The sequence below is a fragment of the Paraburkholderia sp. WC7.3g genome, assembly GCF_050436345.1.
GTDB classification, from domain to species: Bacteria; Pseudomonadota; Gammaproteobacteria; order Burkholderiales; family Burkholderiaceae; genus Paraburkholderia; species Paraburkholderia podalyriae.
Genome location: NZ_JBNDMA010000001.1, coordinates 2,019,156 through 2,034,453 on the forward strand (window position 1 = coordinate 2,019,156; position 15,298 = coordinate 2,034,453).

12 protein-coding genes are annotated in these 15,298 nt (G+C 65.0%); all 12 read left to right on the forward strand.

Annotated elements, in window-relative coordinates; all coding sequences use genetic code 11:
- Positions 1–20: 20 nt before the first annotated feature.
- The 12 genes from tssB to tssK all read left to right on the forward strand — a co-directional run bounded on the left by tssB (position 21) and on the right by tssK (position 15,292).
- Positions 21–527: a type VI secretion system contractile sheath small subunit gene (gene tssB / locus OKW43_RS09325; RefSeq protein ID WP_222945744.1), complete on the forward strand. Its 507-nt coding sequence runs from the start codon at positions 21–23 to the stop codon at positions 525–527.
- 25 nt (positions 528–552) lie between these two features.
- On the forward strand, positions 553–2,049 hold the full coding sequence (gene tssC / locus OKW43_RS09330; RefSeq protein WP_187637227.1) for a type VI secretion system contractile sheath large subunit: 1,497 nt from the start codon (positions 553–555) through the stop codon (positions 2,047–2,049).
- Between the two features lie 45 nt (positions 2,050–2,094).
- A complete protein-coding gene (locus tag OKW43_RS09335; RefSeq protein WP_187637226.1) occupies positions 2,095–2,583 on the forward strand; it encodes an Hcp family type VI secretion system effector in 489 nt (162 codons plus the stop codon).
- A 95-nt stretch (positions 2,584–2,678) separates the two neighbouring features.
- Positions 2,679–3,515, forward strand: a complete 837-nt coding sequence (locus OKW43_RS09340) for a type VI secretion system accessory protein TagJ (protein WP_429446745.1) — start codon at positions 2,679–2,681, stop codon at positions 3,513–3,515.
- On the forward strand, positions 3,508–4,020 hold the full coding sequence (gene tssE, locus OKW43_RS09345; protein ID WP_187637224.1) for a type VI secretion system baseplate subunit TssE: 513 nt from the start codon (positions 3,508–3,510) through the stop codon (positions 4,018–4,020). The genes OKW43_RS09340 and tssE overlap by 8 nt, the downstream gene beginning before the upstream one ends.
- 4 nt (positions 4,021–4,024) lie before the next feature.
- Positions 4,025–5,920, forward strand: a complete 1,896-nt coding sequence (gene tssF, locus OKW43_RS09350) for a type VI secretion system baseplate subunit TssF (protein WP_429446747.1) — start codon at positions 4,025–4,027, stop codon at positions 5,918–5,920.
- Positions 5,905–6,984, forward strand: coding sequence for a type VI secretion system baseplate subunit TssG (gene tssG, locus OKW43_RS09355; protein WP_429446749.1), 1,080 nt, complete (start codon positions 5,905–5,907; stop codon positions 6,982–6,984). The genes tssF and tssG overlap by 16 nt, the downstream gene beginning before the upstream one ends.
- 4 nt (positions 6,985–6,988) lie before the next feature.
- Positions 6,989–9,769, forward strand: a complete 2,781-nt coding sequence (gene tssH, locus OKW43_RS09360; RefSeq protein ID WP_429446751.1) for a type VI secretion system ATPase TssH — start codon at positions 6,989–6,991, stop codon at positions 9,767–9,769.
- A gap of 26 nt (positions 9,770–9,795) precedes the next feature.
- Positions 9,796–10,185 carry a DUF4280 domain-containing protein gene (locus OKW43_RS09365; protein WP_187637220.1) on the forward strand — a complete coding sequence of 130 codons (390 nt, stop codon included), beginning with the start codon at positions 9,796–9,798 and terminating at the stop codon, positions 10,183–10,185.
- 1 nt (position 10,186) lies between these two features.
- Positions 10,187–12,178, forward strand: a complete 1,992-nt coding sequence (locus OKW43_RS09370; RefSeq protein ID WP_429446753.1) for a type VI secretion system Vgr family protein — start codon at positions 10,187–10,189, stop codon at positions 12,176–12,178.
- Positions 12,179–12,209: 31 nt separating this feature from the next.
- Complete coding sequence (tagH, locus tag OKW43_RS09375; protein WP_429446755.1) at positions 12,210–13,937, forward strand: type VI secretion system-associated FHA domain protein TagH; 1,728 nt, start codon at positions 12,210–12,212, stop codon at positions 13,935–13,937.
- Positions 13,938–13,957: 20 nt separating this feature from the next.
- Positions 13,958–15,292, forward strand: a complete 1,335-nt coding sequence (tssK, locus tag OKW43_RS09380) for a type VI secretion system baseplate subunit TssK (protein WP_429446757.1) — start codon at positions 13,958–13,960, stop codon at positions 15,290–15,292.
- The last annotated feature ends 6 nt before the right edge of the window (positions 15,293–15,298 follow it).

The following is a 15,298-nucleotide window of genomic DNA, read 5'->3' on the forward strand; positions in this document are numbered from 1 at the left end:
GTGCGGCGTCAACCAGGGGAATGGTCGTGGCCAAGGAAAGCAGCCAGAAGTTCATCGCGCGCAATCGAGCGCCGCGGGTTCAGATCGAGTACGACGTCGAAGTCTACGGTTCCGAGAAAAAGGTCAATCTGCCCTTCGTCATGGGCGTGCTGGCCGATCTCTCCGGCCAGCCGGCGGACCCGCTTGCGCCGGTGGCGGATCGAAAGTTTCTCGAGATCGACGTCGACAATTTCGACGAGCGTCTGAAGTCGATGAAGCCACGCGTCGCCGTGCAGGTGCCGAACCTGTTGACCGGTCAAGGTAACCTCGCGGTCGACATGACCTTCGAGAGCATGGACGATTTTTCGCCCGCGGCGGTCGCGCGCAAGGTGGACGCGTTGTCGAAGCTGCTGGAGGCGCGCGGCCAGTTGCAGAACCTGCTGACCTATATGGACGGCAAGACCGGCGCCGAGGACCTGATCGCGAAACTGCTCAACGATCCTGCGTTGCTGCAGTCGTTGGCGTCCGCACCGAAGCCGCAGCAATGAGCGTGATTTACAGGGGAGTCTGACCATGGCTGAACCTAGCACCCAAGGGCAAGCGCAACCCGGCGAAGCGGGGCTTGAAACGAGCGATTTCGCGAATCTGCTGCAAAAGGAATTCAAGCCGAAGAGCGAGAAGGCGAAGGAAGCCGTCGAGACGGCGGTGCGCACGCTCGCCGAACAGGCGCTGCGCGATACCAACCTGATCTCGGGCGATGTGCTCGCGACGATCGAATCGCTGATCGCGCAGATCGACGAGAAGCTGACCGCGCAGATCAATCAGATCATCCACTCGGAAGAGTTCCAGAAAGTCGAGAGCGCGTGGCGCGGCTTGCACTATCTGGTCAACAACACCGAGACGGACGAGACGTTGAAGATCCGCGTGATGAACGTGTCGAAGGGCGATCTGTACAAGACGCTGAAGAAGTACAAGGGCACCGCGTGGGATCAAAGCCCGATCTTCAAGAAGCTCTACGAAGAGGAATACGGCCAGTTCGGCGGCGAGCCGTATGGCGCGCTGGTGGCCGATTATTACTTCGACAACAGCGGGCCCGACGTCGATCTGCTGACGCAGATATCCAAGATCTCGGCCGCCGCGCATGCGCCGTTCATCGCGGGCGCCGATCCCGCTGTCATGCTGATGGATTCATGGCAGGAGCTGGCCAATCCGCGCGACCTGACGAAAATCTTCCAGACTCCTGATCATGCCGCGTGGCGCTCGCTGCGTGAATCGGAGGATGCGCGCTACGTCGGTCTCGCGATGCCGCGCTTTCTCGCGCGCGCGCCGTATGGCGCCAAGACCAATCCGGTCGAGGAATTCGATTTCGAGGAAGACACGGCCGGCGCGGACAGCGGCAAATACGCATGGGCCAATGCCGCCTATGCGATGGCGACCAATATCAACCGCTCGTTCAAGATGTACGGCTGGTGTTCGCGGATTCGCGGCATCGAGTCGGGAGGCGCCGTCGAAAATCTGCCGGTGCACGCGTTCCCCACCGACGACGGCGGCATCGACATGAAATGCCCGACCGAAATCGCCATCAGCGACCGCCGCGAAGCCGAACTCGCGAAGAACGGCTTCATGCCGCTCGTGCATAAAAAGAACTCCGATTTCGCCGCCTTCATCGGCGCGCAGTCGCTGCACAAGCCCGCCGAGTTCGAAGACCCGGATGCCACCGCGAATGCGAACCTGGCGGCCCGTCTGCCTTACCTGTTCGCCTGCAGCCGCTTCGCTCACTACCTGAAGTGCATCGTGCGCGACAAGGTCGGCAGTTTCAAGGAGAGGGACGACATGCAGCGCTGGCTGCAGAACTGGATCCTTCAGTACGTCGACGGCGATCCGGCGCACTCGACGGAAGAGTCCAAGGCACGACGCCCGCTCGCGGCCGCCGAGGTGGTCGTCGAGGAAGTCGAAGGCAATCCCGGTTATTACACGTCGAAGTTTTTCCTGCGTCCGCATTACCAGTTGGAAGGCCTGACCGTATCGCTACGGTTGGTTTCGAAGCTTCCGTCCGCCAAGGCGGCATGACGGAAATCCCTATTTAGTCTCGAATTGCTTTGAGCGGAGAAGAAGATGGCCATCGACATGTTCATGAAGCTGGGCGATATCAAGGGCGAGTCGCAGGACAAGACCCACAAGGAAGAAATCGAAGTGCTCGCGTGGAGCTGGGGCATGAGCCAGAGCGGCACGATGCACATGGGCACGGGCGGCGGCGCCGGCAAGGTGTCGGTGCAGGACCTGTCATTTACCAAATACAGCGACAAGGCGAGTCCGCCGATCATGGCGGCATGCACCAAAGGCACGCACATCGACACGGCGTTGCTGACGGTGCGCAAGGCAGGTGGCGACAATCCGCTCGAGTACTACAAGATCACGTTGAACGGCGTGCTGGTCAGCTCGTATTCGACAGGCGGCTCGGGCGGCGAAGAACGCTTCACGGAGAACGTCACGCTCAACTTCGAAAAATTCCATATCGAGTACCAGCCGCAAAACGCGAAGGGCGAGAAGGAAGGCGGGGTGGTCGAAGTGAAATGGAACATCCCCGCCAACGCGACGACCTGATCGGCTGAGCGCGAAGGGCGAGTGCACCGCGGCGGCCGCGCCGTCGCGGGGCGGCGGCGGGTGGGACGACTTGAGCCAGACCGGAGCGAACCGGCATGAACGCAGAAGAATGCTTGCGCGAAGGCGATCTCGACGGATGTCTGCGCGAATTGCAAAACCAGGTTCGCAAGGATCCGTCGAAGGCCGCCTATCGCGTCTTTCTATTCCAGTTGCTCGCGGTGATGGGCGCCTGGGATCGCGCGCTGACGCAACTGAACGTCGTCGGCGAACTCGACGCGGCCGCGTTGCCGATGGTGCAAACCTATCGCGAAGCGTTGCAATGCGAGGCGCTGCGCGAAGCGGTTTTCAAAGGCGAGCGCGCGCCGCTGATCTTCGGCGAGCCGACCGGCTGGCTCGCGTTGCTGGTCGAGGCATTGCGGCTCGATGCCGCGGGCGATAGCGGCGCGGCCGTGGCCGCGCGCGCGCAGGCGCTCGACGAGGCGCCCGCCACCGCCGGCGCATTGAACGGCGAACCGTTCACATGGCTCGCCGACGCCGACAACCGGCTCGGTCCGACCCTCGAAGCCGTGCTCAACGGCCGCTATTACTGGATTCCTTTTGCGCGCATCAAACGCATCGAAATCGAGCCGCCGTCCGACCTGCGCGACCGGGTCTGGATGCCGGCCGTCTTCACGTGGGCCAACGACGGCCAGGCCGCCGGTCTGATTCCCGCCCGCTATCCGGGCACGCTCGCCGAAACCAGCCGCGCGCTGTGGCTGGCGCGCCTGACCGAATGGATCGGTGACGATCCCGCGCTCGCGCGGCCGGTGGGACAGCGCATGTTCGCCTCCGACTCGAACGACTACGCGCTCTTCGACGTGCGAACCATCGAACTGATGAGCGGCGACGCGCCTCCCGAACAGGACGGCGCGGCCGTGCCGGATCATGGCTGAGCTGACCGCCCGTGATCGGCTGCAACCGTCGCTGCTCGACCGCCTGACCGATCTCGAACCGGAGGTGAAAGTCGAAGCGCGCGAACGCCGCGTTCTGTCGATGCGCGCGCTGCGCGACAGCGTGCAGCGCGACCTCGGCTGGTTGCTGAACGCGAACGGCCTCGCGTCGGTGCAGGATCTGAGCGGCTATCCGTATGTCGCGACTTCCGTGATCAATTTCGGCTTGCCGGACATTGCCGGCAAGACCGCCTCCGGCATCGATCCGTTGCGGCTCGAGCGACTGGTGCGCGATGCGATCTGGGCGTTCGAGCCGCGCATCCTGCGCGATACCGTGCGGGTCAGCTCGATGCAAGTCGAAGAGACGACCGGGCGCCACAACACGGTGTCGTTTCTCGTGGAAGGCGATCTGTGGGCGCAGCCGTATCCGGAGCGGCTCTACTTCAGGACCGAACTCGATCTGGAAGTCGGCGAAATCCGGGTGATCGACCAGGGCGGACCACGCTGAAGCCATGAATCCGGACCTGATCAAATACTACAGCCAGGAACTGCAGCACCTTCGGGAGATGGGCGGCGAGTTCGCGCGCGAATTTCCGAAGATCGCCGGCCGCCTCGGACTGGAAAACCTCGAATGCGCGGACCCGTACGTGGAGCGTCTGCTCGAAGGCTTCAGTTTCCTCGCGGCCCGCGTGCAACTGAAGATCGACGACGAGTTTCCGCGCTTCACCCAGCACCTCGCGGAACTGGTGTACCCGCATTACCTCGCGCCCACGCCGTCGATGGCCGTGGTGCAGATCCAGCCCGACCTGAGCAGCTCGAATCTCGCGGACGGCGTGCGCATTCCACGCGGCAGCGCGCTGCGCAGCGTGCTCGACAAGAACGGCTCGACGCGCTGCGAATACCGCAGCGCGCACGAACTGACGCTTTGGCCGCTCGAAATCACGGAAGCGCGGTTTTTTACGCACGCGGGCTCGCTCGGTGGCATCGACAGCGCGCTGCCGGCGAGCATGGCGGCCGGCGCGGGTGTCAAGGCCGGCCTCAGACTGCGCCTGCGTGCCACCGGCGGTCTGAAAATCAACCAGCTGAAACTCGACCGGCTGACGCTGTATCTGCGCGGCACGGACGGGATGCCGACGCGCATTCACGAGCGTTTGCTGGCTTCGGTGAGCGGCATCCTCGTGATGCCGGCCAAACGTCCTGCGGCCTGGCATGTGCAGTTGCCGGCGAACGCGCTGCGCCCGCTCGGCTTTGCCGACGATCAGGCATTGCTGCCGGTCAGCCGGCAGTCGTTCCAGGGCTACCGGTTGTTGCAGGAGTATTTCGCCTTTCCGCAGCGCTTCATGTTTCTGGCCATCGACGGCTTGCAGGCGGCATTGCGTCGCTGCGCGGACACTGACATCGAAGTCATCGTGCTGCTCAAACGCGGTGATCCGCTGCTCGAACAATCGCTCGACGCGAATAATTTCGCGCTGCATTGCACGCCCGCTATCAATCTGTTCTCGCGGCGTACCGATCGCATCGCGCTGTCGGACGAACAGTTCGAATATCACGTGGTGGCCGATCGCACCCGACCGATGGACTTCGAGATCTATCAGATCGAGAGTGCGACCGGCTATAGCGCGGGCGCCGGCGGCGAGCAGCGCTTCGAGCCGTTCTATCACGCGCGCGATCTCGGCGCCACCTATCGCGCCGGCGCGTACTACCAGGTGCGCCGAGAAAAACGTCTGCCGTCGGCGCGTCAGCATGAACGCGGCCCCCGCACCAGCTACCTCGGCAGCGAGATGTTCATCGCGCTGGTGGACGCGAGCAATGCGCCGTTTCGCGCCGACCTGCGGCAACTCGGCTTGCAGGTGCTGTGCACGAACCGCGACTTGCCATTGACCATGCCCGTCGGCGTCGGCCCCGCCGATTTCACGCTCGATGTCGAAGCGCCGGTGCAGAGCGTGCGCTGCGTGAGCGGCCCGAGCCCGCCGCTGCCATCGTATGCGCACGGAGCCGTGGCGTGGCGGCTGCTGAGCCACCTGTCGCTGAACTATTCGTCGCTGCTCGATAACGACGCGCAGGAGGGCGCCCGCGCGCTGCGCGATCTGCTGAGCCTCTACTGTCCCGCCGACGAGATCGCGAGTCAGCGGCTGATCGAGGGCGTGCGCTCGATCGATTCGCGCTCGGTGACACGACGCTTGCCGTGCGCCGGTCCGATCGTATTCGGCCGTGGTCTCGAAGTGACGCTGACACTCGACGAAGCCGCGTTCGAAGGCGCCGGCGCGTTTCTGCTCGGCGCCGTGCTCGCGCATTATTTCGCGCAATACGTATCGATCAACTCGTTCACCGAGACCGTCGTGAAGACGCTTTCGCGCGGCGAGATCATGCGCTGGCCAGCGAGGGTCGGACAATGCCGGACGCTCTGACACTGTTGCGCCAGCTCGAAGACGACGCGCACCGCTTCGACTTCTTCCAGGTCGTGCGGCTGCTGGAGAACGCATATCCGGACAAGCCGCGCGTCGGCGAGTCGATGCAGCCGCGCGACGATGCGATCCGTTTCGTGCAGGAACCCGAACTGGTGTTTCATCCGACGACGCTCGGTGCCTTCACGCCGGCCGGCGAAGATCACGCCGCACGCCTGGCGGTCAAGTTCTTCGGTCTGCTCGGGCCGCACGGACCGCTGCCGACCCATCTGACGGAGTACGCGCGCGACCGCGCTCGCAATGCGAACGATCCGACCTTCGCGCGTTTTCTCGATGTCTTTCACCACCGGATGGTGTCGCTGTACTACCGCGCGTGGGCCAATGCGCAACCGGCGGTGAGCCTCGACCGCCCGGGGCGCGACCGGTTTTCCTTTTATGTCGGCAGCGTGTTCGGGCTGGGTGAGCCGACGCTGCGCGAGCGCGATGCGGTGCCCGATTTCGCCAAACTGCACTTCGCGGGTTTGCTGGGCGGGCCGACCCGTCCTGCTGCTGGCTTGAAACTCGTGCTGGCGCGCTTTTTCAACCTGCCGGTCGACATCGAACAGTGGGTCGGCCATTGGATGACGCTGCCCGCGAATTCGTTGTTGCGCTTGGGCGCACCGGACGGTTCGGCCGCGCTCGGCGTGTCGACGCTGCTCGGCGCGCGCGTCTGGGATTGCCAGCATAAATTCCGCATCGTCATCGGACCGTTGAGCCGCGCTGATTACGAGCGCTTCCTGCCGGGCGGCGAGAGTCTGAAGCGCCTCATCGACTGGGTGCGCAATTACGCGCGCGACGGGCTCGATTGGGATCTGCGGCTGGTGCTGAAGCAGCAGGACGTGCCACGCCTGAGGCTCGGGCGCCACACGCGACTCGGCTACACCACGTGGACGCTCGGCCACCCGGCGCGCGGCGATCAGCGCCAACTGGTGTTGCGGCCGATCGGTCCGGATGGCCGTTCACGGATTGCCGTGGCGGCCCGCGAGGCGTGCGCGGCGGCGCCGCCATCGACATCATCGAGGGAATAGAAAAATGGCCGAGATCAAACGGGCAGCGTTGTTCGGCAAGCTGAACAAGCTCGGATTCCGCGCAATCGAGAGCGCGAATGTGTTTTGCAAGTTGCGCGGCAATCCTTATATCGAACTGTCGCACTGGTTCCACCAGATCCTGCAATTGCAGGACTCCGACCTGCACCGCATCATCAAACACTACGGGCTCGAGCCTTCCGCGTTGGCGCGCGATCTGACCGAAGCGCTCGACCGTCTGCCGCGCGGTTCGAGTTCGGTGACCGACATCTCGTCGCAAGTCGAGGAGGCGGTCGAACGTGGCTGGGTGTTCGGCTCGCTGATGTTCGGCGAGTCGCAGGTGCGCACCGGTCATCTGGTGGTCGGGCTGTTGAAGACGCCGTCGCTGCGCAACGGGCTCTACGGCATCTCGCGTCAGTTCGAGCGCATCAAGCTCGATTCGCTCGTCGACGAGTTCCACAGCTTGCTGCGCGAGTCGCCGGAAGCGGCCATGAGCGCGAGCGATGGTTTTCGGGCGGCCGGTGCGCAGCGCGAAGGCGGCGATGCGGACGGCGCGGGCGGTCCGGTGCCGGCCGCAGCGCTGGGCAAGCAGGAAGCGCTGCGGCGCTTCACCACCGATCTGACCGAACAGGCGCGCAACGGCAAGCTCGATCCGATCGTCGGGCGCGATGAGGAAATTCGTCAAGTGGTCGACATCCTGATGCGCCGCCGCCAGAACAATCCGATCCTGACCGGCGAGGCGGGCGTCGGCAAAACCGCGGTGGTGGAAGGTTTCGCGCAGCGCATCGCGGCGGGCGACGTGCCGCCGTCGCTGCGCGACGTGCAGTTGCGCACGCTCGACGTTGGTCTGCTGCAGGCCGGCGCGAGCATGAAGGGCGAGTTCGAGAACCGCTTGCGGCAGGTGATCGAGGAAGTGCAGGCGTCGGAAAAGCCGATCATCCTGTTCATCGACGAAGCGCACACGCTGGTCGGCGCGGGCGGGGCGGCCGGCACCGGCGACGCGGCGAATCTGCTGAAGCCGGCGCTCGCGCGCGGCACGCTGCGCACGGTGGCCGCGACCACGTGGGCCGAATACAAGAAACACATCGAGAAAGACCCGGCGCTGACGCGGCGCTTCCAGGTCGTGCAGGTCAGCGAGCCGGACGAGACCCGCGCGATCCTGATGATGCGCGGCGTCACCTCGACGATGGAGCAGCACCACAAGGTGCAGGTGCTCGACGAAGCGCTCGAAGCGGCGGTACGGCTGTCGCATCGCTACATTCCGGCGCGCCAGTTGCCCGACAAGGCGGTCAGCCTGCTCGACACCGCCTGCGCGCGCGTCGCGGTCAGCCAGCATGCGACGCCCGCATCGGTCGACGACTCGCGCAAGCGGATCGCGGCGCTCGAAACCGAGCTGGCGATCATCGGCCGTGAAAGCGCAGTGGGCCTCGATACCGACGAACGTCGCGCCACGGCCGCGGAAAAGCTCGCCGCCGAACACGCGCGCCTCGCCACGCTGGAAGTCCGCTGGCAGACGGAAAAAGAACTGGTGACGCGGATTCTCGCGCTGCGCGCGCAACTGCGCGGCGAGACCGGCAAGGTGGAAGGCGCCGCGCAAGCGAACGGAGCGAACCAAGCGGTGAATCAAGCCGTGAACGAAACCGCGAACGGCAGAGCCGCAACCGGCACGATCGGGAACGCCGCCAGCGACACTGCGACGCGCGATGCGCGGCTCGCCGAACTGCGCGACCTGCAGGCGCAGCTCGCGCAGCATCAAGGCGAAGACCCCTTGATCCTGCCGACCGTCGATCAGCAGGCGGTCGCCTCTGTCGTGCAGGACTGGACCGGCATACCGGTGGGCCGGATGGTCCGCAACGAAATCGAAAACGTGCTGAAGCTCGCGGAGAACCTGAACCGGCGCATCATCGGCCAGGCGCATGCGACGGAGATGATCGCGCGGCGCATTCAGACCTCGCGCGCCGGTCTCGACAATCCGAACAAGCCGATCGGCGTGTTCATGCTCGCCGGCACCTCGGGGGTCGGTAAGACCGAGACCGCACTGGCGCTCGCCGAGGTGCTGTATGGCGGCGAGCAGAACGTCATCACGATCAACATGAGCGAGTATCAGGAAGCGCATACCGTGTCGTCGCTGAAGGGCGCACCGCCCGGCTACGTCGGCTACGGCGAGGGCGGGGTGCTGACCGAAGCGGTGCGCCGCCGTCCGTACAGTGTGGTGCTGCTCGACGAAGTCGAGAAAGCTCATCCCGACGTTCACGAGCTGTTCTTCCAGGTGTTCGACAAGGGCTGGATGGAAGACGGCGAGGGCCGCGTGATCGACTTCAAGAACACGCTGATCCTGTTGACCACCAATGTCGGCACCGATCTGATCACGAGCCTGTGCAAGGACCCGGAGCTGATGCCGGAGCCGGAGGGTATTGCGAAAGCGCTGCGCGAGCCGTTGCTGAAGGTGTTTCCGCCGGCCTTGCTGGGGCGCGTCGTGGTCATTCCGTACTTTCCGCTCTCCGACGAGATGCTCGGCGCGATCATCCGGCTGCAGCTAGGGCGGATCGAGAAACGCATCCGCGTGTCGCACAAGATTCCGTTCAGCTATGACGACGACGTCGTGAAGCTGATCGGCAGCCGCTGCACCGAACTCGAAAGCGGCGGCCGCATGATCGACGCGATCCTGACCAACACGCTGTTGCCGCGCATCAGCACCGAGTTTCTGACCCGCATGATGAATGGAAGCCGGGTCACGAAAGTGCAGATAGGGGCGCGCGACGGTGAATTTCTCTATACGTTCGATTGATCGATCCGACCGGAGGATGCCCTCATATGCCGCAACAAGTCAGCATGGGCGCGACGCTGCAATGTTCGTTCGGCGCGGCGCCTTCGACGCTCGTGGTCCTGCCGGTCAACCGGGTGATGGGAGAAGGGCCGCCCGCGGCCAACATCATGGATCACATTCCGCTCGTCAACATCATGCCGTTCGGCGTGTGCAGCTCGCCCGCCAATCCGACCGTCGCCGCCGCGACCGCGGCGGCGTTGGGCGTGCTCACGCCGATGCCGTGCATTCCGGCCACCATGACGCCGTGGACGCCGGGCGCGCCGAGCGTGCTGCTCGGCAACCAGCCGTCGCTCGACAACGTGTCGACCTGCATGTGCAACTGGGGTGGCGTGGTCACGATCGTCAATCCGGCGACAGTCAAGACAATGATTCCGTGACATGACCACGCAAAACCCGAACCGACACGTCACCGTCAGTTGCGCGCCTGCCGGCGAGGATCTGCTGTTCCTGCATCTGGGGGGCAGCGAGGAGTTGGGGCGCCTGAGCGAATGGCGGCTCGATCTGCTGAGCAAGCGCAACGATCTGCAACCCGGCGCTCTGCTCGGGCACGACATCTCGGTCGCAGTATCGTTGCCGGGCGACGGTGAGCGGCAATTCAACGGCATCGTCACGGCGTTCCGGATCGTCGCGCCGGGCGACAGCACCCACAACCGCATGGCGCGCTACGAAGCGGTCGTGCGTCCGCGGCTGTGGCTGCTCACGCGCTCGTCGCACAGCCGCTTTTTCCATGAAAAGAGCGTGCTCGATATCGTGACCGGCGTGCTGCAGGACTACAACATCGACGTCAGCAATAAATGTCAGGCGACCTATCCGGCGCTGCAGCACTGCGCGCAATACCGGGAGACCGATTTCGCTTTCATCAGCCGCCTGATGGAGCATGAGGGCATCTACTACTACTTCGAGCACAGGGCGGGCAAGCATACGCTGGTGTTGACCGATTCGAGCGACGTGCACGCACCGATCGAGCACTATGCGTCGATCTCGTACGATGGGTGGTACGAGCCGTCGACCGAGAAGGAATGTGTCTATGCGTGGAGTTCCGGCGCGCAATTGCAGACCGGCAAGTACGAAGTCAACGACTACGATTTCGAAAAACCCACGTTGAGCAACCAGCAAGGCCTGCTGTCTCGCGCGACGCGGCCGACAGTCTACGATCCGCCGGTGTACGCGATGCAGGAGCATCTGAGCGGCCACGTGCAGTCCAGCGATGGCGATCGCTATGCGAAGGTCGGTATCGAGATCCGGCAGGCGCGCAACGACAGCATTTCGGGCCGCTCGAGCGCGCGCGGCATCTGGCCGGGCGGCCAGTTCAAGCTCGAGAATCACGCCTGCGATGCGCAGAACCACGACTATCTGGTAGTCAGCGCCGTGTACGAAGTCAATTCGGATGTCTATGTATCGACGCTGCGCCATGATCCCTCGCCGCCGTTCTTCGACTGCGCGTTCACCGCGCTGCGCAAGGAAAACCACTTCCGCTCGGAGCGGCTGACTCCACAGCCGGTCGCGGCGGGCCCGCAGACTGCGATGGTGGTCGGCCCGGACGGCGAAGAAATCCTTACCGATAAATATGGCCGCATCAAGGTGCAGTTTCATTGGGAACAGTTCGCCCCGCCGGCCGATGCGGACACGCGCATGAAGCGGTGCTGGGTGCGCGTGTCGCAGAGCTGGGCCGGCAAACGCTGGGGCACGTTCTTCGTGCCGCGGATCGGCCAGGAGGTGGTCGTCGAATTCGTCGAGGGCGATCCGAACCGGCCGCTCGTGACCGGGTGCGTGTACAACGCGAACACGATGCCGCCGTACGAGCTGCCGGCGAACCAGATGTTCTCGACGCTGAAGAGCAATTCGACCAAAGGCGGCGGTGGCTTCAACGAAATGCGTTTCGACGACGACAAAGGCGCCGAGCAATTGTTCTTCCACGCCGAGAAGGACCACGAGACCTGGGTCAAGAACGACATGCTGAGCAATGTCGGCAACGACCGGCATCTGAAAGTGACCGGCAACGAGTTCGTAGCGATCACCGGCGCACGCCACGACGCCGTGACGGGCGACCAGAACGCCCAGGTCGACGGCAACGCATCGCTGAAAGTCGGGCAGAAGCTGCAGGAAAAAGTCGGGATGGACTATGCGATCGACGCCGGCATGAACATCCATATCAAGGCGGGCATGAACATCGTGATCGAAGCGGGCGCGAGTATTACGCTGAAGGCAGGCGGCGCCTTTGTGGTGGTCGGCCCGGTCAGCGTGGCGGTGTCGGGCACACCGATCCTGCTCAATTCCGGCGGCTCGGCGGGCTCCGGCAGCGGCTCGTCGCCGAGCGCGCCGAGTGCGCCCAAAGACGCCGACGACGGCACCAAAAAAATTAAATCGTGAGTGATGCACCTGACCGCTCGTGGGGAGCCAAGTGAACTATCCGATTCTTTCGCTGCGGGTTGCGCGATTCAACGACGAGACGCTGGCCGAGCCGATCGCGATCGCGTTCGGCCCCGCCGGAGGCACGATCGGCCGGGCCAACGACTGCACGCTGGTGCTGCCCGATCAACAGCGTGCGATCTCACGCGTTCATGCGCGCGTCGAGTTCCGCGACGGCGACTATCTGCTGTGCGATCTGGGCAGCAATCCGAGCGTTCTGAATCAGCGCGCGCTGGGCGGCACGCGCGAGGCGCGACTCGCGGACGGCGACCGGCTTCTGATCGGTCCGTATCTGCTCGAAGTGTCGATCGGCGAGCAGGCGGCAGGCGTGCGCGGTCTGACAGGCGGCCATGATCCGCTGAGTGCCGCGCAAGTGCTCAGTGGACCGTTGCCGGCCGATTCGCAAGGCGACGTGTTGCAACTCGGCGCGCTCGATCCGCTCGGGCAGCCCGGCTTCGGCGAATCGCAGCGGATCTCGTCGCGTCCGGGCTTTGCGGGCTCCGAGAGCGATCATGTGTCGCCGGAATTGCAGGCGTTCGCGGCGCCGCAAGTGCCTCGGCCCGATCCCGGCAGGCCGGCCGCGCCTGCGGGGGGCATTCCGGCGGACTACGATCCACTCGCGGATGCGCTGGCGCAGTGGGAAACGCCGGCGCAGGGTGGCGGGTCGCCGGCCGCACCGCATCCAGCGCATGAATTGCCGGGATGGCCCACTGCGCCCGCGCCTCTGGGTGGCCCGACCGGCTTGCCCCCGGGATTGCTCGATGCCGGCGCGGCAGGGTCGGCCGCGACACCGTTCGATGATCTGTTCGGCACGCCTTCGACGCAGTTTGCGCCATCGACCCCTTCGGCGGCTCCGGTGGTGCCGGTAGTCGTCCCGGTAGTCGCGCCGCAGGCCGCCACCGCGCGGGTCGCCATGCCTGCCGCGGCGCCGGAGCCTTCACCTTCGCCGGCTGCGCAACCGGCGTTGCAGCCTGATCCACAGCAGGTTCAGCACCCGGCTGCGTCCGCAGGCCGGATCAGCTCACCGCCCGCCGCGCCAGCGCCGAGCGCGCAGACGGCCCCGGTTCGCCACGACGCGGCCGCCTCCGCGAGCCCGAACCCCGCCACGCTGCAGGCGCTGCTCGAAGGTCTCGGCCTCGACCCGTCGCGCGCGCCGAACCTGCCCGAGCCTGAGTTCGCGCGCCTGATCGGCACGATGCTGCGCGAAGCGCTGCGCGGCACGATGGGCGTGCTGCGCGCACGCTCGATGACCAAACGCGAAGCCCGTCTCGACACGACGATGATCGTCGCGCGCGACAACAACCCGCTCAAATTTTTCCCGGACGTCGACAGCGCGCTGGCGCAGATGCTGACCGGCCGCTCAGCCGGTTATCTGCCACCCGACGAGGCGCTCAGGCGCGCGTTCGACGATATCGAGGCGCACGAGCTTGCGGTCCTCGCCGGCATGCGTGCCGCGCTCGCGCACGTGCTCGGACGCTTCGATCCCGCGTCGATCGAAGCGCAGCTGAAAGACCCCGGCGCGCTCGAAAAAGTGCTGTCCAACCGCAAGGCGAAGTTGTGGGATCTGTTCGTCGCAGTGCAGGGCGCCGTCGCGCGCGAAGCCGACGACGACTTCCAGAAGCTCTTCGGTCAGGCGTTCAATGACGCCTACGAGGCGCAGATCGACGAACTGAGCGCGGCCCGCGCGCGTCAGCCGAAGCATCCCGCCGATCCCACCTAGATACTTTTGAACGAGACAACATGTCCTGGAATAGCAAAGTCATCTGGTCGGAGGGGATGTTTCTTCAGCCCCAGCACTTGCAGCAGCACGATCGTTATCTGCAGCGGCAACTGGAGACGCGCGCGGCCGGTCTGCGTCCGTACAGTTGGGGCTTTACCGCGCTGGAGATCGACGAGTCGCTGCTCAAGCTCGGCAAGCTCGCGCTGCTGTCGTGCTCCGGCGTGATGCCGGACGGCACGCCCTTCGATCTGCCCGCCGACGATGACTTGCCCGAGCCGCTGGAGATTCCCGAAGGCACCCGCAACATGCTGGTCCAATTGGCGTTGCCGGTGCGCAGACCGGGCGTCGCCGAGACCGGCAACGACGCCAGCGAGGAGAACTTCGCGCGACACCGCATCGCTGAATTCGACGTCAGCGACAGCAACGATCCCAATGCCGGCGCGGCACTGCTGCAGATCGGCAAACTGCGGGTGCGCCTCGCACTCGCCCCTGAAGTGGCGAATGCCTACACGACGCTTGGCGTCGCGCGCGTGCTCGAACGGCTGCCCGACAACCGCGTCGTGCTCGAAAACGACTACAGCCCCCCGTGTCTCGACTATCGGGTCGCGCGCCGTCTCGCGGCGTTCGTCGACGACCTCGTGGGCCTTCTGCATCAACGCGGTGAAGCGCTGGCCGGACGCCTTGCGCAGCCCGGCGTGACGGGCGTCGCCGAAGTGGCCGATTTCCTGTTGCTGCAACTGATCAATCGTCACGAGCCGCTGGCCGCGCATCTGTCGACGACCACCGGTCTGCATCCCGAAGCGCTGTACCAGGCGGCGGTGCAGTTGGCCGGCGAGCTGGCGACCTTCAGCCAGGCATCGAAGCGGCCGCCGGCGTATCCGGTGTATCGCCATGAGTGGTTGCGCGAAACCTTCGCACCGGTGATCGACGACATTCGCGCGTCGCTGAGCATGGTGATGGACCCGCACGCGGTGGCGATCCCGCTCGAAGAGCGCAAGTTCGGCTTGCGCGTGGCGATCGTGCCGGACAAGACGCTGTTTGCCGGCGCGACCTTCGTGCTCGCGGTGCGCGCGCAGATGCCGGCCGAGCACATCCTGACCGGCTTCGCGCCGCAGGTGAAGATCGGACCGATCGAACGCATTCGTGATCTCGTCAATCTGCAGTTGCCCGGCGTCGGCCTGCGCGCGTTACCCGTGGCGCCCCGGCAACTGCCGTTCCATGCGGGCTTTACCTACTTCGAACTCGATCGCGGCAACGAACTGTGGAAGCAGTTCTCGAATTCCGCCGGCATGGCGTTGCATGTCGCCGGTGACTTTCCCGGGCTGACGATGGAGTTCTGGGCAATTCGCCGCTGATGCTTG

Excerpts from the sequence above, each read along its gene's own strand:
- tssB (WP_222945744.1), top strand. The coding sequence starts at position 21 with ATGGTCGTGGCCAAGGAAAGCAGCCAGAAGTTCATCGCGCGCAATCGA.
- tssC (WP_187637227.1), top strand. The coding sequence starts at position 553 with ATGGCTGAACCTAGCACCCAAGGGCAAGCGCAACCCGGCGAAGCGGGG.
- OKW43_RS09335 (WP_187637226.1), top strand. The coding sequence starts at position 2,095 with ATGGCCATCGACATGTTCATGAAGCTGGGCGATATCAAGGGCGAGTCG.
- OKW43_RS09340 (WP_429446745.1), top strand. The coding sequence starts at position 2,679 with ATGAACGCAGAAGAATGCTTGCGCGAAGGCGATCTCGACGGATGTCTG.
- tssE (WP_187637224.1), top strand. The coding sequence starts at position 3,508 with ATGGCTGAGCTGACCGCCCGTGATCGGCTGCAACCGTCGCTGCTCGAC.
- tssF (WP_429446747.1), top strand. The coding sequence starts at position 4,025 with ATGAATCCGGACCTGATCAAATACTACAGCCAGGAACTGCAGCACCTT.
- tssG (WP_429446749.1), top strand. The coding sequence starts at position 5,905 with ATGCCGGACGCTCTGACACTGTTGCGCCAGCTCGAAGACGACGCGCAC.
- tssH (WP_429446751.1), top strand. The coding sequence starts at position 6,989 with ATGGCCGAGATCAAACGGGCAGCGTTGTTCGGCAAGCTGAACAAGCTC.
- OKW43_RS09365 (WP_187637220.1), top strand. The coding sequence starts at position 9,796 with ATGCCGCAACAAGTCAGCATGGGCGCGACGCTGCAATGTTCGTTCGGC.
- OKW43_RS09370 (WP_429446753.1), top strand. The coding sequence starts at position 10,187 with ATGACCACGCAAAACCCGAACCGACACGTCACCGTCAGTTGCGCGCCT.
- tssK (WP_429446757.1), top strand. The coding sequence starts at position 13,958 with ATGTCCTGGAATAGCAAAGTCATCTGGTCGGAGGGGATGTTTCTTCAG.